Below are 18,310 nucleotides of genomic sequence, written 5' to 3'. Positions count from 1 at the left end.
AATTGGTTGATGTTCTGTCGCAGAACGAGATTGACGCGTTGCTTGCTGCTTTATCATCCGGTGAGATGGATGCTGAAGAACTGAAAAAGGAAGAGACGCAGAAGAAAATTCGTCTTTACGAATTTAAACGTGCGGTCCGTTTCTCGAAGGATCATATCCGGAGTTTGACACGGATACACGAAAACTTCGCGCGATACTTGACCACCTATTTCTCAGCGCAGCTTCGCACATTTGTCCAAATCAGCGTAGTTCAAGTTGAGCAATTGCCATACGATGAGTTTATCCGCTCGATTCCGAAGATGACGATCCTCAATATTTTTGAGGCAGAGCCACTTGAAGGTCGAATGGTGCTCGAGGTCCATCCGAACGTCGCTTATGCGATGCTCGATCGTTTGTTAGGTGGACAAGGTCTGGCGCCTTCCAAGATAAGTGCGCTGACTGAAATTGAAACGAACATTATGGAACGCATATTCAGCCGCGCATTTGAGAGCTTGCAAGAGGCATGGAAGACCATCATGGACATCCAACCTAGGCTCGAAGCGTTAGAGACCAATCCGCAATTCATGCAGATTGTATCGCCTAATGAAACGATCGCACTGATCTCACTTAGCACCAAAATCGGTGATACGACGGGGATGATCAACCTATGTATTCCGCATGTCGTCATTGAACCAATCATGCCGCGTCTGTCTGTTCATCATTGGTTTGTTTCACAGAAGAAGACAAGGGCGCCTGAAGAAGTGGAAGTCCTTAAGCAGCGGGTGAGCAAGGCAAAATTGCCTATCGTAGCTGAGCTTGGTCAATCCAGCATTTCGATTCGCGAGTTTCTGGGGCTTTCGGTCGGGGATGTCATATCGCTTACTAAACCGATCGATCAAGGGCTTGATATTAAAGTAGGGGATAAGCTGAAATTTATCGGCAGCCCAGGTTCGGTTAAGGATCGTCTGGCCGTTCAAATCGATGAAGTTCTCACCGAAGGAGTGGAAGAAGAGTATGACGAGTAAAGATTACTTATCTCAAGAAGAAATTGATGCCTTGCTGCGTCAATCTTCCGACGAGCCCGATATGCCGGAGCCGTTTGACCGTGAGAAAGAGTTAAACAATTGCCTGAGCCCGATTGAGCAAGACGCGTTAGGTGAAATCGGCAACATTACATTCGGCAGTGCAGCGACTGCACTCTCGACACTGCTGGGCCGGAAAGTAGACATTACGACGCCTCAAGTATCGCTAATCAAGCGCAGCGAGCTTGACAATGAGTTCCCTAAACCGCATGTTGCCGTTTCGGTCAGCTACGTGGATGGCTTCCAAGGTATCAACTCCCTTGTCATTAAGACAAAGGATGCTCAAACGATAGCGGACTTGATGCTCGGCGGAGAAGGCAAGCTGCTCGGTTCAGAGCTTAACGAAATTCATATCAGTGCTGTACAGGAAGCGATGAACCAAATGATGGGCTCATCCGCTACCTCCATGTCGACGATCTTCAACCGCTTCGTTAATATCTCGCCACCAGGCATCGACATTCTTGATGTTAATAATGGGGACGGGATGGAGCAGTTACCGAAGGACGACTCTTTTATTAAGATTTCGTTCCGTCTTACTATCGGTGATTTGATAGATTCGACGATCATGCAGCTTCTCCCAATCTCGTTCGCCAAAGAAATGGTAGACACATTGATGGGAGGCACTTCCGAGCCAACGCCAGCGCCGGTAAGCACGCCGGCACCTGCAGCCGTTGCAGCAGCGCCTGTACATACTCCGACACCTGCACCAGAGCCGGCATACGCACCACCGCCAGCTCCTGTAGCGCCGCCCGCGGCAGCCTATATGCCGCCGCCGATGCCTGAGTACGCTCAGCCGCCGCATGTGCCGCAAACTTATGGAGTGCCAGCTAACCGGAACGTGAATGTACAACCGGTCCAATTCGCGAATTTCCAAGGTGCGCCGTACGTGCAAGCAGAGGACTCAAATTTAAATTTATTGCTCGACATACCGCTTAAGGTCACAGTAGAATTAGGAAGAACTCAGAAGCAAATCAAAGATATTCTTGAGTTGTCTCAAGGTTCAATCATTGAGCTGGACAAGCTGGCAGGCGAACCGGTTGACATTCTAGTAAATAACAAATTGATCGCTAAAGGCGAAGTAGTCGTTATTGATGAGAATTTCGGTGTACGTGTAACAGATATTGTTAGCCAATGGGATCGCATCCAAAAATTACAATAATCCTTAGGGGGACACACAACGATGGCAAATCGCATTTTGGTCGTAGACGACGCTGCATTCATGAGAATGATGATTCGCGACATACTGACGAAAAACGGATACGAAGTAGTAGGGGAAGCGCAAGACGGCGCACAAGCAGTAGAGAAGTTCAAAGAATTCAAGCCTGACCTGATCACGATGGATATTACAATGCCTGAGATGGACGGCATCGCAGCTTTGAAAGAAATCAAAAAACTAGACGGCAACGCAAAAGTTATTATGTGCTCCGCGATGGGTCAACAAGCGATGGTTATCGATGCGATTCAAGCAGGTGCGAAGGACTTCATCGTTAAGCCGTTCCAAGCTGACCGCGTAATTGAAGCGATCAAGAAAACACTGGGTTAATCGATGGAAGCTTTAAAGAGATACCGACTTGCTGGCTTGACCATCTCCGGCTGGTTAATGGCAGCAAGTCTCGCGTCAGCAGAACCGACAGCTGAAGATGATAAACCCGTCGTCATAGGAACCAACATTGGTTACTATGTCTGGGTTATCGTCGCGCTGATGATCGTCATTGGACTCATACTACTTGTTATCAAGTTCCTGGCCAGCCGCAATCGCGGATGGGGAACGAGCAGGGCGCTTCGCACTTTAGGCGGTATACCGCTTGGGCAGAACAAGTCCGTGCAAGTTATTGAACTGGCAGGTAGAGTCTATGTCGTCGGTGTTGGTGAAGACATCACATTGCTCGACAAGATCGACGATCCTGAGGTGGCTGAAAGTGTACTCGCTGCAATCGAACAGCAGAATGGACGAGCATGGAGCTCGCCAACGATTACTGATTTCTTGAGCAGATTCCGCAAGAGCGAGAAGGCTGATGAGCCGACGAGCGAGCCGTGGCAAGAAGCAGTTTCATTCAAGGAACTGCTGAACAACGGCATGAAGCGGCAATCGGGTCAGAAACAGAAAGTGGAAGAGCTACTGCACGAGCAAAAACAAAACGATCGGTTGTTGGATGAATGAACAGAAAAATCGTATGGACAGTTCTTGCATTTCAATTGTTAGGTTTACTCTTTCATGCACATGCCTTTGCTGAGCCGATACCGAATGTGAGTGTCAGCATCGGCGGTAGCGGAAGTGATGCACCGGGATCGAGCGCATTGTCATTGCTCCTGATTATTACGGTGCTAAGCGTTGCGCCAGGCATTCTAGTTCTAATGACGAGTTTTACTCGAATTGTAATTGTACTCGGATTTGTTCGGACATCCCTTGGTACGCAGCAGATGCCGCCGAACCAAGTGCTTGTCGGTCTAGCACTTTTTCTTACCTTCTTTATTATGTCACCAACTTTGGGCACGATGAATCAGGTTGCACTGCAGCCTTACTTGAAAGGCGAACTGACACAAACACAGGCGCTGAGTAAAGCAGCGGTTCCGCTCAAGAAATTCATGATGAATCAGACGCGCGAGAAAGACTTGCTGCTCTTCCTGAAATATACGAAGACGGAGAAGCCGAAGTCTTACGAGGATGTGCCGATTACGGTGATGGTTCCGGCTTATGCGCTTAGTGAACTTCGAACGTCATTTCAGATGGGATTCATGATCTTCATTCCGTTCCTAGTCATTGATATGGTCGTCGCCAGTACGCTTATGGCGATGGGGATGATGATGTTGCCGCCTGTAATGATTTCGCTTCCGTTCAAAATCTTGCTTTTCGTTCTCGTAGATGGCTGGTATCTAATCGTCAAATCGTTACTGCTTAGCTTTAACGGCTAGCAATTGCAAGGGAGTGCATATGTATGAGTACTGATTTCATCATCACCTTAGCAGGTCAGGCGGTATATACGGTGCTTAAGGCCAGTGCGCCGATGCTCCTGGTAGGCCTCATAGTCGGTTTGGTCATCAGTATTTTTCAAGCGACAACGCAGATCCAAGAGCAAACACTTGCTTTTATACCGAAAGTGGCTGCAGTTCTTCTGTCTATCCTGCTTTTTGGTCCATGGATACTGAACACGCTGGTCGATTTCACTTACAATCTGCTGAATAACTTGTATAAATACATCGGATAGGCTGTGGATCGATGGAGATATTTCTTCAAGGATTCCCTATTTTTTTGCTTATTTTTTGTCGAATAACCGCTTTTTTCGTCGTAGCGCCGATCTTTTCGACTCGAAATGTGCCAAATTCATTCAAATTGGGATTCTGCTTTCTTATATCATTACTGGTTTTTTTAACCTATGGGTTGAAGCAAACGATTGTGCCGGATGCGGAATTTATTCTGGCGATTATTCGCGAGATTCTCGTTGGCGTATTGCTTGGCTTCACTGCTTACTTATTTTTTACAATCGTGAACACGGCCGGCAGCTTCATTGATATGCAAATTGGCTTCAGTATGGCGAACGTTCTGGATCCTATGACAGGTGTTTCAGCGCCGCTGCTCGGTAACTTCAAGGGTATGATTGCAACATTGGTGTTCTTGACTATTAACGGGCATCACTATCTGCTGCTGGCGATGCTTCAAAGTTACGAATGGATTCCGATCTCAAATGAGATGTTTGCACATGTACAATCAGGGAGCATTACCACGTTTCTAACGACAATGGTCGTACAAGCCTTCATGCTTGCGCTTCAAATGTCAGCCCCCCTAGTCGTCGCGATGTTTCTTACCGATGTAGGGCTCGGCTTTCTTGCCCGAACAGCACCGCAATACAATGTTTTTGTTATCGGAATTCCGATTAAGCTTCTAGTCGGCTTGCTTATGTTAAGTGTACTGATGCCGGGACTGGTTGTGCTCTACCAGCATATTTTTGACCAGATGTTCTCTGCGATGCAGAAGCTTTTCTCCATTCTACAAAGTCCTGCTGCTTAAGGAGGATGGCTGAATTATGTTGAAATACCGTTTCACGCTTGATCTACAACTCTTCTCGCAAGAAAAGACGGAGAAAGCGACACCGAAGAAAGAGAATGATGCCCGCAAGAAGGGCCAAGTTGCCAAGAGTCAAGAAATACCAGGAGCACTTATTCTCTTATTTGTCTTTATTAGCTTCTTCCCTTTAGGTAGTTATTACAAAACACGTCTATTATCACTATTCGGCTTGTTATTTGAGCAGAAAATGTTAATGGAAGTGACTACTAGCAACGTAGTTTCTTTATTCACTGACCTTATGATGCAGAGCTTTATGCTTCTTGCACCGATTTTCATTATTTCCATAGTCGTGGCTCTCATCGCAAATTATGCCCAGGTTGGCATTCTGTTCACAAGTGATCCGATCAAGATGAAGCTAGACAAATTGAATCCGATCAGTGGATTTAAGAATCTCGTTACCATGCAATCGTTGATTGAGCTCATTAAAAATGTATTGAAGCTGCTCTTGATCGGACTCATTGTTTATAAGGCACTATGGAGCGAAAGAGCTCAAATTATGAATCTCGCACGTATTCCAATTGAAAGCATTTTTAGTTTCGTAGCAGGAGTTACAATAAAGCTCGGAATTGAGATTGGAGCCATTCTCGCCGTATTAGCTATTTTTGATTACATGTACAAGCGGTATAAGCATGAGAAGAGTTTACGTATGTCCAAACAAGACATCAAAGATGAGCATAAGAATTCAGAGGGCGATCCGCTCATTAAAGGTAAAATCAAAGAGCGTCAGCGAAGATTAGCGATTCAGCGTATGATGCAGGAAGTACCTAAAGCTGACGTAGTTATCACGAACCCAACTCACTTCGCAATCGCGCTCAAGTATGATGGGGCGACGATGGAAGCTCCGACCGTAATCGCTAAAGGGATGGATTTCATAGCGTTACGGATTAAAGATGTGGCGAAGGAGAATGGCGTCATAATGATGGAAAACAGGCCGCTTGCCAGAGCGTTGTACGATCGGGCGGAAATTGGTGACACGATTCCAGCCGATCTTTTCCAAGCTGTGGCGGAAGTACTGGCATATGTATATAAATTGAAGCAGAAAGTGAAGTAACGGAATTCGAAGTCACCTGTGGAGAGGGGTACGTCATGAAGGCTAGAGATCTAACCATACTTATCGGGATCATCGGCATCGTTCTTATGATGGTCATTCCGATTCCAACTGCTTTAATGGACGTGCTCTTGATCATCAATATTTCAATTGCTTTGATGGTATTGCTTATTTCCATGAATACGCAGGATGCTTTGCAATTTTCAATTTTTCCGACCTTGCTCCTTATTACGACACTATTCCGCCTCGCGCTTAATATATCGACAACGCGGAATATTTTGTCTAAAGCCGAAGCAGGGAAAGTTGTACATACATTTGGTAGCTGGGTCGCCGGTGGGCAGATCGCAATCGGATTCGTCGTATTCCTAATCCTTGTTGTCGTGCAATTTATCGTTATTACGAAAGGCTCGGAGCGTGTTGCTGAGGTAGCTGCTCGTTTCACACTCGATGCGATGCCTGGTAAACAGATGAGTATCGATGCGGATTTGAATGCGGGTCTCATCAATGAACAAGGCGCGAGAGAACGCCGGCAGAAAATTGAGAAAGAAGCCGATTTCTACGGTTCAATGGATGGTGCCAGTAAATTCGTTAAAGGTGATGCAGTCGCCTCCATTATTATCCTCTTCATCAACCTAATTGGTGGTTTCATTATCGGTATGGCTGTGCATGGGTTCTCCTTCAGTGAATCGCTCAACACTTTCTCGATCCTCACAATCGGTGACGGACTCGTTAGCCAAATTCCTGCGCTGCTTATCTCTACTGCAACAGGCTTTATCGTAACTCGCGCTGCTTCAGAAGGAAACTTGGCACATGATTTGACAGCGCAAATATTCCGTTATCCGAAGCTGCTTTATATTGTAGCTGGAACGATTACTTTGCTTGGAGTCGGTACACCGATTGGGCCAATTGCAACATTACCTTTTGCAGCAATTATTGTTTACGCAGGTTTCCGGATGCAATCTACGCTGACGAAGCAGCAGCAAGCGCAAGATATGCTTGAAGAAGAACAAGAAATCGAAGAGGTTCGTAGCCCGGAGAGTGTTATTAGCCTCCTGCAGGTCGATCCAATTGAATTCGAGTTCGGATATGGACTTATTCCGCTTGCTGATACGCAGCAGGGCGGTGATTTGCTTGACCGGATCATCATGATTCGCAGGCAATGTGCGCTTGAACTAGGTCTTGTCGTTCCGGTTATCCGGATTCGTGACAATATACAGCTCAAACCGAATGAGTACGTCATTAAGATTAAAGGCAATACCGTCGCACGCGGCGAACTGCTGCTGAATCACTACTTGGCGATGAGCCCAGGTTTCGATGACGATTCGATTATCGGTATCGAGACAATGGAGCCAGCATTTGGCTTACCGGCTCTCTGGATTGATGAAGCAACGAAAGAACGCGCTGAGCTGCTTGGCTATACAGTAGTCGATCCGCCGTCAGTCGTGGCAACCCATTTGACAGAGCTTATCAAGCGCCATGCACATGAGCTGATTGGACGTCAAGAAACGAAAGCACTTATCGAGAATGTTCGCGAGTCGTACCCAGCTCTTGTGGATGAGCTGATCCCATCGATTCTGAATGTCGGCGATATTCAGAAAGTACTTGCGAAGCTGCTTCGTGAGAAAATCTCGATTCGCGATATGGTAACGATCTTCGAATCGCTCGCCGATCACGGTACATATACGAAAGATCCAGATATCCTGACTGAATATGTGAGGCAGGCGTTATCCAGGCAGATTACACAGCAATTCTCTCATAATGGCGATACGTTGCGTGTCATTACGGTTGGACCACTGCTAGAGAAGAAGATTGCCGAATCGGTTCAATCTTCTGACCAAGGTACATACCTAGCGATGGATCCGATGTCGACGCAGACGATCTATCAGAAATTGAATGAACAAGTCAACAAACAGATTCAATCCGGCCATCAGCCGATTGTACTTGCTTCGCCGACAATTCGGATGTATCTACGCCAAATTGTTGAGCGCACGATGCAGGACATTCCGGTTCTCTCGTACAGCGAGCTAGAACCTAGTATTGAAGTACAGAGCATTGGGGTGGTGAATCTATGAAGGTAAAGCGCTATGTCGTTAATGCCTTACCTGAGGCACTTCCCATGATTCGAAGTGAGCTGGGCGTAGATGCCGTAATTTTAAACACTAAAGAAATACGCGTAGGCGGATTTCTTGGTATGTTCGGTAAGAAGAAGACAGAAGTCATCGCTGCTATAGAGACTGGTAGCGGCAGCGGCGCAGGTACGAGCTCGAAAGCAAAGCCTCCGACTCGAACGCAGACTACGGCGGCTGGTAGTAGACCAGCTGCTATGCCATCAGAACCGCCAAAACCAGTTGTTCCCACCGCGCCTTCACCGGATGTTGCATCGGTATTTGAAGCAGTGCTCAGCCAAGCGGCTGAAGTGAAGCAGGCAAGAGCGGCAGCAACGGCTCATGAGGTGCAAGAACTGCCTGAGATTCCGAGGCTATCACCTGCCGCTGCGTATGGTGCAAGAACGGCGACTCTTAACGAACCATCAGCAGTAATTGCTACTCGAACAGCTGTTGCACCTCCAGTGGTGGCTGAACAAGAACCTCGTAAGCCACTGCTGACGGAAGAAGATCTGCTAGCCGAGATTCGTGACATGAAACAGTGGATCGTGCGGATGTCGCGACAACAGCAGCAGGAAACGCGCCCGGCTTCCATTCAAGCGCTTCAAGTCAGGCTGGAAGATCAGGAGGTCGATCCGCAATGGATTGAGCAATTGATTGAACAGATTGAAGAGAAGATGAATGAAACGAAGGAAAACGGTGTGAAAGCTGTCGAAGATGCGTCATTCGTGTGGGACAGCGCGCGCCGAATCTTGCTTGGCTGGCTTAGCCAGTTTGAAGCGAATCAAATTAGTCGCGACACTCGGGTCATTCATTTTGTTGGTCCGACTGGCGTCGGCAAAACAACATCAATTGCGAAGCTTGCCGCTGAGCAAACATTGAAAGCCGGACGTAAAGTCGGATTCATAACATCCGATACGTACCGGATTGCAGCAGTTGATCAATTGCGTACATATGCAACAATACTCAATGTGCCTCTTGAAGTCGTATTCTCTCCGGCTGAGGTGACTAGAGCGTTCAAGCAACTTGAAGAACGCGAGCTCATCTTCATGGATACGGCGGGACGCAATTTCCGGAATGAGCTCTATGTATCCGAAGTGAATAGCTTGCTGCAAACAAGCAGTCATGCGATGACTTACTTGGTTCTCAGCCTGACAGGGAAGTTTAGCGATATGTCGAAGGTTGCCAGCAATTTTGCCCAATACGGCATTGACCATGTGCTCTTTACGAAGCAAGATGAGACGCACGCTTGTGGAGCGATTCTGAACTTAGTGCTTGAACACGGCTTGAAACCGACGTATATCGCATACGGCCAGACGGTTCCTGATGACATCGCTCCATTCCAAGCAGCCAGCTATGTCGAACAATTGCTGGGGGCTTCGGATGATAAATAACGATCAAGCAGAAGCGCTTAGAAACTTGGTTCGAAACAATGCGGCGATGCGCGAAGAAGGACGAGCGACTCGAATCGTAACGGTTACGAGCGGGAAGGGCGGTGTTGGGAAGTCCAACTTCAGTTTGAACTTCTCTCTGGCGCTTCAGCAACTCGGTAAGAAAGTATTAATTTTTGACGCGGATATCGGGATGGCGAACATAGATGTGCTTATGGGCGTTTCCTCTCCATTTAATCTCTATCATCTGCTCAAGCAGGAGAAGACGATTTGGGAGATTATTCAGGAAGGCCCGCATGGAGTTCATTTTATTGCTGGGGGTTCAGGCTTTAAGGATCTGATTGATCTGTCTTCGAAACAGCTTGATTATTTCGCGGAACAGATTGGACTTCTGCATGGTGAGTACGACGTGATTCTGTTCGACACCGGTGCAGGCCTCTCGAAGGAAACGGTCAAATTTATTACCGCTGCTCAAGAGACGATTATCGTCACAACGCCTGAACCTACATCCATTACAGATGCGTATGCGCTCATTAAGATGGTGACCGCTATGGAGCATGATGTGAAATTCAAGCTTATCGTCAATCGTGCGACAGACGCAAAGGAAGGGAAGGCAACAGCGGACAAGATGGGTCTAGTCGCCCAGCGATTCCTCAATCTCGAGCTGCCGGTGCTCGGATACTTGCCTGATGATCCGAATGTGTCGAAAGCGGTAAAGAAGCAAGTACCATTCGCAATCGCTTTTCCAGGCTCAGTTGCATCAAAGACTATTATGGATATTGCCAAGCAATTTGCCGATGTCTCAGGTGCTTCAGGGATCGCCAGCAGTGGTGTCAAAGGGTTTCTACACAAAATGTTTAGACTCTCAAAATAATCCTTTGAAATGGAGGGCTGGAGCTATGACTGCCTTATCACGCGTACTTGTGGTTGATGATTCCGCGTTTATGCGCAAAATTCTTTCTGATCTGATCGCGCTCGATCCGCAGTTCGAGATTATTGGCACAGCCAACAATGGCAGGGAAGCGATTGAGGCCGTTCGTGTTCAGCAACCGGATGTCATCACGATGGACCTCGAAATGCCAGAGATGAACGGGCTTGAGGCTCTTGAACGGATTATGCGCATCCGCCCAACGCCGATTATTATGCTCTCGAGCATCAGTGACGACGGAACACGAGAGACGATCAGGGCGCTGCAGAATGGCGCGTTTGACTTTATCCGCAAGCCTTCCGGACCGAACTCGCCTGATATTCAGATGGTTGGTGAACAGCTGCTTGAGAAGCTGAGGATTGCGGTACTGACGAAGCGGCACTCTTCTCTTTACCAGCAAGTATCGGCACAGTCGCCTGCTCCGCAGAATGCTGCAGCAACGAAGCAGAAGGAGACTATCAAGTTGGATACTGCTGCAATGTCGAAGTCATCACGCCGTTCGGGTGAAGCGAAAGCGAGCAAGGACAAGTTCGATCAAGCTGCGATAAACGAGACTGCAGCTGCATCGTCGAAGCATGTGGAGTCAGGTAAGCCGGCGGTAGCGCCAGGATCGAGCATACCGGTTGCGAAGAAGGAGAAGCCCCAGCCTGCTCCTGCTCCGTCTCCGGTCATGCAACCGGAGACGGATGTCCCGGCGAAGAATCTGAGCAAACCAGCGCCGAACCGAAACTTCAAGCATCTGGTAGCGATTGGAACCTCGACTGGAGGGCCGCGCGCACTGCATGAAGTCATTACCGCGCTGCCGGCTGATTTTCCCGCTCCGGTGCTCGTCGTTCAGCATATGCCGCCGAAGTTTACACACTCGCTTGCACAACGTCTTGACTCATTCAGCGCGCTGCACGTGACCGAAGCTGTGCATGGCGAACGCGTATTTGCAGGCGTGGTGTATATTGCGCCGGGGGGCTATCATATGGAGCTTGCCAAGGATCGCGAGGGCTACAGCATCAAGCTATCAGATGAAGCGCCAAGAGGTGGTCATCGGCCTTCCGTAGACACGATGTTCGAATCGTGTGCGGCATTCACTGAACTGCGCCGTCATTCCATTATTATGACCGGCATGGGCAGCGACGGCATGAAAGGCATGAAAGTGCTAAACGACAGCGGCGCGGAGAGCGCAATCGCAGAAGCCGAAGAATCGTGCGTCGTATATGGAATGCCGCGATCCGCGATTGAAGCCGGCATTGCGAAGTCAGTCGTCAATCTGCGGCAGATTGCAGCTGCAATAACGCAAGCGGTGCGCAAGTAAGCGTGCCAGCTCGCATGACGACCAATCATTAGGAGGTGCAGAGAAATGGATATGAACGATTATCTTTCAATGTTTATTGACGAGTCGAACGATCATCTACAGTCATTAAACGAAAACTTGCTCAAACTCGAGAGTGCGCCAGAAGATATAAGCATCGTACAAATTATTTTCCGCTCAGCCCACACACTTAAAGGTATGTCTGCGACGATGGGCTTTGAAGATTTGGCATCGCTAACCCATGAGATGGAGAACGTGCTCGATCTCGTCCGTAACAACAAGCTCAAGATGGACAATTTTATCTTCGATACGCTGTTCAAAGGTCTCGATGCACTGGAGTCGATGGTGCAAGACATTATTGGTGGAGGAACAGGTAAAGCCGATGTAACGGCCATCGTCTCGAATCTCCAAGTCATCGTTAAAGGCGATCACAAGAAGGATCAAGCGGCAGGAGGAGACGCAGGCGGAGGTAGCAATACTTCCGGCGGAGAACTGCTCGATCAGTTCCAAAGCTCAATCTTGCTCCAATCCATTGCTGCTGGTCTCTCGGTATTCCATATTGTTGTTACCGTACGCGAGGATTGTGTACTCAAGGCTGCGCGTGCCTATATGGTGTTCGACTTCCTGGAGCATAACGGTGAGATTGTCAAATCCGTTCCTAGTGTTCAAGAGATCGAGCAAGAAAAGTTTGATCGCACCTTCACCGTGTTTACAATTGCGAGCATTTCGGAAGCTGAGCTGCGCAAAGGAATCGAATCTGTTTCTGAAATCGAAGGAGCAACGATTACACAGCTCGACCGCGAATCGCTCGAACAACTCGCAGGTGCAGCTGCCGTTCAAGCAGCTCCAACCGCATCAGCAAGCGTTGCATCGGCACAAGCTGAGGTTAGTTCGGCAAGAGCTCAGACTGCAGCAACAGCAACAGCAGCACCGGCTGCAGCACCTGCCGCACAGGCGACAGGCGGGGCAGTCTCTCGCACAATCCGCGTAGACATCGAGCGTCTCGATGCTCTAATGAATCTATTCAGCGAGCTGCTGATTGATCGCGTTCGTCTAGAGCAGCTGGCGAGCGAAGTTCGCCGAAACGATCTGACAGAAACCGTAGAGCATATGAGCCGCGTTAGCAGCGACTTGCAGAACATCGTCCTGAAGCTGCGGATGGTGCCGGTAGAATCCGTGTTTAACCGATTCCCTCGAATGATTCGCGATCTGGCGAAATCGCTCGATAAGAAAGTGGATCTGATCATCTCAGGAGCTGATACGGAGCTTGATCGTACCGTTATTGATGAGATCGGCGATCCTCTTGTCCACTTGCTGCGGAACTCGCTTGACCACGGGATTGAACCGATCGCAGACCGGATTGCTGCTGGTAAATCCGAGACCGGAACTGTTCATCTTCGCGCATTCCACAGCGGAAACCACGTGTTTATCGAGGTGGAAGAGGATGGCCGCGGTATCAACCGCGAGAAGGTGAAGCAGATCGCGATCAAGAATGGCGTCGTGTCTGTTGATGAAGCGAAGCGCTTGACTGATGCTGAGATTAACATGCTGATCTTTGCAGCAGGCTTCAGTACCGCAGATAAGATCTCCGATATTTCCGGCCGTGGTGTTGGACTTGATGTCGTGAAGTCTAAGATCACTTCACTAGGCGGCAATGTATCCGTCGAATCCGAGCAAGGCAAAGGAACGAAGTTCTCGATCCAGCTGCCGCTGACGCTCTCGATCATCTCTGCGATGCTCGTGAAACTCGGCACGGAAAAGTACGCGATTCCGTTATCCTCCATCGTGGAAACAGGCATCGTACCGCGTGAGCAAATTCGCAAAATCCACGGCAATCGCATGATTGATTACCGCGGCTCGGTTATTCCGCTTATTTCGCTCGCACAGGTGCTGGAGTCATCGAGCTTCCTTGAGGAAGAGGAGAATGAGACGGAAATCGTCGTCATCCGCAAAGGAGACAAGATCGGCGCGATAACGGTCGACGAGTTTATCGGTCAGAGCGAGATCGTCCTGAAATCGCTTGGCAAATACTTGACGAATATTGAAGCAATCTCGGGTGCGACCATTCTTGGCGATGGCCAGGTTGCATTAATTGTAGATCCAAATGCACTGATTAAATAAGGGAGGCTCCCGCTATGAGTGAAGAAATCAAAGTTATCGTATTTGGACTGGCGAATGAAGAATACGGCGTTGAAGTCGACAAAGTACGTACAATTGAGCGTATGATGCCAATTACTCGAGTTCCGAAGACGCCTGCTTTTATCAAAGGGGTTATTAATCTGCGCGGCGTGGTTCTTCCAGTCATTGATTTGCGCGGTCGCTTCAGCCTGCCGGAGTCGGAAGAAACAGAAAGCTCCCGTATTATTATAGTCGCGGTGAATGATCTTGAAGTCGGTTTTATCGTCGACGCAGCGAACGATGTCATTGATATCGACGAGAAGAGCATTGACACTCCGCCAGAAGTCGTTGGTGGCATTAAGGCGAAATATCTTCGCGGTGTAGCAAAAATCGGAGACAACCGCCTCTTGATCATGTTAAACCTCGCAGAAGTGCTTAATAAGAGCGAAATTATTCAGCTGGAACAGGTTGAGGCCTAAACAAGTGAATCCACTACATAAATTAGAAGCGTTCAAGCTTGATGTCTTGAAGGAAGTCGGGAACATTGGCGCTGGTAATGCAGCGACTGCACTTTCTCGGCTTCTGGACAAGCCAGTCGATATGAATGTGCCCACCGTCAGTTTAATTCCGTTCGAGCAAGTTGCCGATCGAGTTGGCGGATTCGAGCAAGTCGTCATTGCAGTATTCCTTCGTGTTGAAGGCGATGCACCGGGGAATATGTTCTTTCTAATCGAAGAGAGCTCCGCGAGGAAATTGCTGCGTGGCTTGCTTGCGATGGAATCATCAAGTGAAGACGGCTACTCTGAAATGGAATTTTCTGCACTAGCTGAAATTGGTAACATACTAGCAGGATCTTATCTATCATCATTGGCCGATTTCACTCAATTGTATTTGTCACCAACCGTCCCAGCCATTGCCATTGATATGGCCGGCGCCATCCTTAGTTATGGTCTCGTCCAATACGGCGAGATGGGGGATTCCGCGTTGCTGATCGATACGACGTTTCTGGAAGGAAAGGAAGAGCTAGCAGGGCATTTCTTCTTGATCCCAGATCCGGAATCGTTTGAGAAGATTTTTAGCGCCTTAGGAGTGCCTAACGAATGATGCTTGAAAATGTAGTGAAAGTAGGCATGGCTGACCTGAATATTGCGTCGAATGGCGCAATTCTCAAAACGACGGGATTAGGCTCCTGTGTCGGCTTGACCTTGTTTGATGAGCGTACGAAGGTAGCCGGAATGGTACATGTTATGCTGCCATCCTCCGAGATTGCCAGAGAAGCCTCTATCAACATTGCGAAATACGCCGATACTTCCATACCTCACCTCATCAATCTGATGAAACAGGCAGGAGCTGAACCTAGACGTTTCGTGGCGAAAATGGCCGGCGGTGCTCAAATGTTTGCATTCAACTCGAATCATGATTCTATGCGGATTGGACCTCGTAATGTGGAATCGTGCAAGGAGATGCTGAAGAAGTACGCTATTCCGCTTCTTGCAGAAGATACAGGCGCTAATTATGGCAGAACGATAGAGTTCAACAGCGTTAGCGGCATGTTAATGATTCGGAGTGTTAACCAAGGAGTAAAGGAGATTTAACAACATGTTAGGGTCATGGCGCTGGAACGTTTCGCTGGGTATAGGCGGCAGTTTACTTACGTTACTTTTCTCGCTAGGCAGTAATGGACTTGCCATTTCAAGTCTTAGATGTTTATATGCTTTTCTAGCATTTTTTGCAATTACATATGTGTTTCGCGCACTAGTCGCAGTCGTATTGAAGCCAGGATCGCCTGTCTCCGTAACGAGCAACATCGAATCGGAGCAGGATCCTGCTAAAGGGCAGTCCGTTGATTATTCCACACCGGAATCGAGTGAAGATTTGAACCAATTGTTAAAAAATCAATTAGACGGAAGCGTAGAGCTGGAGTCAGGTCAGAAGCCGATATTTCAACCACTAACACCTCCGAAACTTGTATCGACTCAGAATAAAGAGCCTGAAGAATTGGCCAAAGCAATACGTCACCTAACAGGAGGGTGAGACGATGATTGAGCCGAAAGCGCCTCATTTGTCTAACATCGAGATATGGCAGAAGTGGAAAGAAGACGGAGACATTGATGCAAAGAAACGGTTGATCGAGCATTATCTCACTTTGGTTGATTATGTTAGCAACCGAATGGCTATTGGCTTGCCGAAGAACGTCTCCAAGGATGATCTGGCAAGTAATGGCGTTATGGGACTTATCGATGCCATAGAAAAATTCGATTATAGACGCGGTCTTCAATTCGAGACTTACGCTTCATGGCGTATTCGCGGTGCGATCATTGACGGTCTCCGTCAAGGAGACTGGGTGCCTCGTTCCGTTCGCGAGAAAGCGAAGAAGATTGAAGAAGCGTATCAGCTGCTAGAGCAGCAATATATGCGTTCTGTATCGGATTCGGAGATTAGTCATTATCTCTCCGTATCAGAGAAGGAATTTGGCGTCATGCTTCAAGAAATTGCAGTAACGACGGTCTGCTCCCTTGAGGATCCGATTCGCGAGGAAGAATCCGAGACAAGGCTCTCACTGCTTGTTGACGAGAAAGCGAAGAATCCGGACTACAAGGTGCATGAGTTTTACTTGAAAGAATCTCTTGTTCGCGGGATTGACCGTTTAACAGAGAAAGAGAGAACTGTGATTTCACTCTTCTATTATGAAGAGTTGTCATTAAGTGAGATTGCAGAAGTGATGTCGTTGTCACCTTCTCGAATCTCTCAATTGCACTCGAAAGCTATTCTGAGATTAAGGGGGGCGCTGGAGAAACAAAAAGATCAACTCATGCAGCATTAATGTAAAGGGGGGGGCAGGATTGTCGACTATTGAAATCTTACAACATCACCTTGTTGTTCAGCTATCGCAAGATAAGCTGACAGCAACGCTCCAATTTAACCTTGCGGACGATCAGTTCTCTTGTACGCTCTCGCAACTGGAAGAGTTTTTGAAGAGTCATGGTGTGAATTTCGGTCTGCATCGGGAAGTGCTGAACCGAATTGTACAACAGCCTAGTGCGTTTTTTTACAGCCAAACGGTGGTCGCGCAAGGTCTGCCGCCTGTTAATGGACATGACGGTTATATTCAATTCTCCTACGACATGTCAGAGGGCGAATACCGTCCTGTTGAGCTAGAAGGCGGTAAAATTGACTTTAAGGAAGTTTCACAGCTTAAGAACGTCAAGCGAGGTCAATTGATAGCAGAGAAGATTAGCGCAACACCTGGGACTGACGGCAAAGCGGTGACCGGTGACGCAATCGTATCCAGGAACGGTAAAGAGGCGTATTTCAAGATGGGCAAGAACGTCGTTCTCAATCCGGAGCAAACCGCTCTCTATTCCACAATTGACGGCTTGATTACAATGACAGACAAGAGCAAGATCAATGTGTTCCCGGTCTACGAAGTAAATGGCGATGTAGATTATAAGATCGGAAATATTGATTTTGTCGGCACAGTTGTCGTCCGTGGCAATGTATTGACTGGATTCCGTATCAAAGCATCTGGCGATATTCGTATTATTGGCGGGGTTGAAGGGGCAGTTCTCGAATCAGAAGGCTCCATCGAAATTACAGGCGGCGTGCTGGCAAGCAACAAGGGCCATATCCTCGCAGGTAAGAATGTGAAGAGTTCGTTCATTCAGGACGGAAACGTGACAGCTGCTGAAGATATTATCGTCTCGCAAAGCATCATGCACTCTCATGTTCGTGCAGGCAAGAGTGTCATTTGCAGCGGAACAAAAGGTCTCGTCGTTGGCGGCGTCGTACAAGCGGGCGAACGCGTTCTTGCCAGAACGATAGGGAACACCATGTCGACGGCGACTACGATTGAAGTAGGCGTACGGCCTGAGCTTCGTTCACAGCTGCTTGAGCATCGCGCGCATATTAAGCACACGAATGAGAGCTTGGACAAGACAGAGAAGGCTCTTACTCTGCTTGATCAGCTTGCAGCGGCAGGTCAATTGTCGCCGGACAAGATGGCGCTTCGCGTCAAATTGAACTCGACCAAACGTGTAGCTATTGAAGAGATTGCAAATGCCAAGGAAGCAGTACTTGAAATCGAGAAATCGCTTGAGGACACGGAGCGTGCCCGTGTTGACGCGGTAAACGTCATCTATGGCGGCACGAAAATTGTTATCGGCCGGTATACGCGCTTCATTAAAGATGCAACAGAACGTATTTCGTTCCGGTATTCTGAGGGCGATATCACCATGATTCCATACAGGTAAGCCTATCACGTAAAAAGCTTCTTATTTGAAGCAAGGGGCGATC

The 18,310-nt window shown here is 48.2% G+C and carries 19 protein-coding genes; all 19 read left to right on the top strand.

Annotation, left to right across the window (positions count from 1 at the left end; all coding sequences use genetic code 11):
- The first annotated feature begins 2 nt into the window (after positions 1-2).
- From fliM to AC0YNX_RS10505, 19 genes are read left to right on the top strand one after another with little or no spacing between them, the layout of a single operon-like run.
- The gene (fliM, locus tag AC0YNX_RS10595; RefSeq protein ID WP_475815651.1) at positions 3-1,004 is read left to right on the top strand and encodes a flagellar motor switch protein FliM; all 1,002 of its coding nucleotides are present in this window, start codon (positions 3-5) and stop codon (positions 1,002-1,004) included.
- Complete coding sequence (fliY, locus tag AC0YNX_RS10590; RefSeq protein WP_475815650.1) at positions 994-2,220, top strand: flagellar motor switch phosphatase FliY; 1,227 nt, start codon at positions 994-996, stop codon at positions 2,218-2,220. The genes fliM and fliY overlap by 11 nt, the downstream gene beginning before the upstream one ends.
- A 21-nt stretch (positions 2,221-2,241) precedes the next feature.
- On the top strand, positions 2,242-2,604 hold the full coding sequence (locus tag AC0YNX_RS10585) for a response regulator (protein WP_126016358.1): 363 nt from the start codon (positions 2,242-2,244) through the stop codon (positions 2,602-2,604).
- A gap of 3 nt (positions 2,605-2,607) precedes the next feature.
- Positions 2,608-3,222: a flagellar biosynthetic protein FliO gene (locus tag AC0YNX_RS10580; protein WP_475815649.1), complete on the top strand. Its 615-nt coding sequence runs from the start codon at positions 2,608-2,610 to the stop codon at positions 3,220-3,222.
- Entirely contained in the window at positions 3,219-3,974 is a 756-nt protein-coding gene (gene fliP / locus AC0YNX_RS10575) for a flagellar type III secretion system pore protein FliP (protein WP_475815648.1), read from the top strand. Before AC0YNX_RS10580 ends, fliP begins: the two co-directional genes overlap by 4 nt.
- A 23-nt stretch (positions 3,975-3,997) precedes the next feature.
- A complete protein-coding gene (gene fliQ / locus AC0YNX_RS10570; RefSeq protein WP_475815647.1) occupies positions 3,998-4,267 on the top strand; it encodes a flagellar biosynthesis protein FliQ in 270 nt (89 codons plus the stop codon).
- A gap of 11 nt (positions 4,268-4,278) precedes the next feature.
- On the top strand, positions 4,279-5,067 hold the full coding sequence (fliR, locus tag AC0YNX_RS10565; protein ID WP_475815646.1) for a flagellar biosynthetic protein FliR: 789 nt from the start codon (positions 4,279-4,281) through the stop codon (positions 5,065-5,067).
- A gap of 16 nt (positions 5,068-5,083) precedes the next feature.
- Positions 5,084-6,175 carry a flagellar biosynthesis protein FlhB gene (gene flhB / locus AC0YNX_RS10560; RefSeq protein ID WP_475815645.1) on the top strand — a complete coding sequence of 364 codons (1,092 nt, stop codon included), beginning with the start codon at positions 5,084-5,086 and terminating at the stop codon, positions 6,173-6,175.
- Positions 6,176-6,210: 35 nt separating this feature from the next.
- On the top strand, positions 6,211-8,244 hold the full coding sequence (flhA, locus tag AC0YNX_RS10555) for a flagellar biosynthesis protein FlhA (RefSeq protein ID WP_475815644.1): 2,034 nt from the start codon (positions 6,211-6,213) through the stop codon (positions 8,242-8,244).
- Positions 8,241-9,671 (top strand): flagellar biosynthesis protein FlhF, encoded by a 1,431-nt coding sequence (gene flhF, locus AC0YNX_RS10550; RefSeq protein WP_475815643.1) that lies wholly within the window; start codon positions 8,241-8,243, stop codon positions 9,669-9,671. Before flhA ends, flhF begins: the two co-directional genes overlap by 4 nt.
- Complete coding sequence (locus AC0YNX_RS10545; protein ID WP_475815642.1) at positions 9,661-10,542, top strand: MinD/ParA family protein; 882 nt, start codon at positions 9,661-9,663, stop codon at positions 10,540-10,542. Before flhF ends, AC0YNX_RS10545 begins: the two co-directional genes overlap by 11 nt.
- Positions 10,543-10,567: 25 nt before the next feature.
- Positions 10,568-11,902: a protein-glutamate methylesterase/protein-glutamine glutaminase gene (locus AC0YNX_RS10540; protein WP_475815641.1), complete on the top strand. Its 1,335-nt coding sequence runs from the start codon at positions 10,568-10,570 to the stop codon at positions 11,900-11,902.
- A gap of 45 nt (positions 11,903-11,947) precedes the next feature.
- Entirely contained in the window at positions 11,948-14,020 is a 2,073-nt protein-coding gene (locus AC0YNX_RS10535) for a chemotaxis protein CheA (RefSeq protein WP_475815640.1), read from the top strand.
- Between the two features lie 14 nt (positions 14,021-14,034).
- Complete coding sequence (locus AC0YNX_RS10530; protein WP_475815639.1) at positions 14,035-14,496, top strand: chemotaxis protein CheW; 462 nt, start codon at positions 14,035-14,037, stop codon at positions 14,494-14,496.
- A 4-nt stretch (positions 14,497-14,500) separates the two neighbouring features.
- Positions 14,501-15,121, top strand: a complete 621-nt coding sequence (locus AC0YNX_RS10525; RefSeq protein WP_475815638.1) for a chemotaxis protein CheC — start codon at positions 14,501-14,503, stop codon at positions 15,119-15,121.
- Complete coding sequence (locus tag AC0YNX_RS10520; protein WP_475815637.1) at positions 15,118-15,612, top strand: chemotaxis protein CheD; 495 nt, start codon at positions 15,118-15,120, stop codon at positions 15,610-15,612. The genes AC0YNX_RS10525 and AC0YNX_RS10520 overlap by 4 nt, the downstream gene beginning before the upstream one ends.
- A 4-nt stretch (positions 15,613-15,616) precedes the next feature.
- A complete protein-coding gene (locus AC0YNX_RS10515; protein WP_475815636.1) occupies positions 15,617-16,051 on the top strand; it encodes a hypothetical protein in 435 nt (144 codons plus the stop codon).
- A gap of 4 nt (positions 16,052-16,055) precedes the next feature.
- Positions 16,056-16,841 carry a FliA/WhiG family RNA polymerase sigma factor gene (locus AC0YNX_RS10510; protein WP_475815635.1) on the top strand — a complete coding sequence of 262 codons (786 nt, stop codon included), beginning with the start codon at positions 16,056-16,058 and terminating at the stop codon, positions 16,839-16,841.
- Between the two features lie 19 nt (positions 16,842-16,860).
- On the top strand, positions 16,861-18,267 hold the full coding sequence (locus tag AC0YNX_RS10505; RefSeq protein ID WP_475815634.1) for a DUF342 domain-containing protein: 1,407 nt from the start codon (positions 16,861-16,863) through the stop codon (positions 18,265-18,267).
- The last annotated feature ends 43 nt before the right edge of the window (positions 18,268-18,310 follow it).

Source organism: Paenibacillus sp. J31R98 (assembly GCF_056269245.1).
The sequence above is the reverse complement of the archived record's forward strand: the minus strand, read 5'-3'. Positions and strand labels throughout refer to the sequence as shown.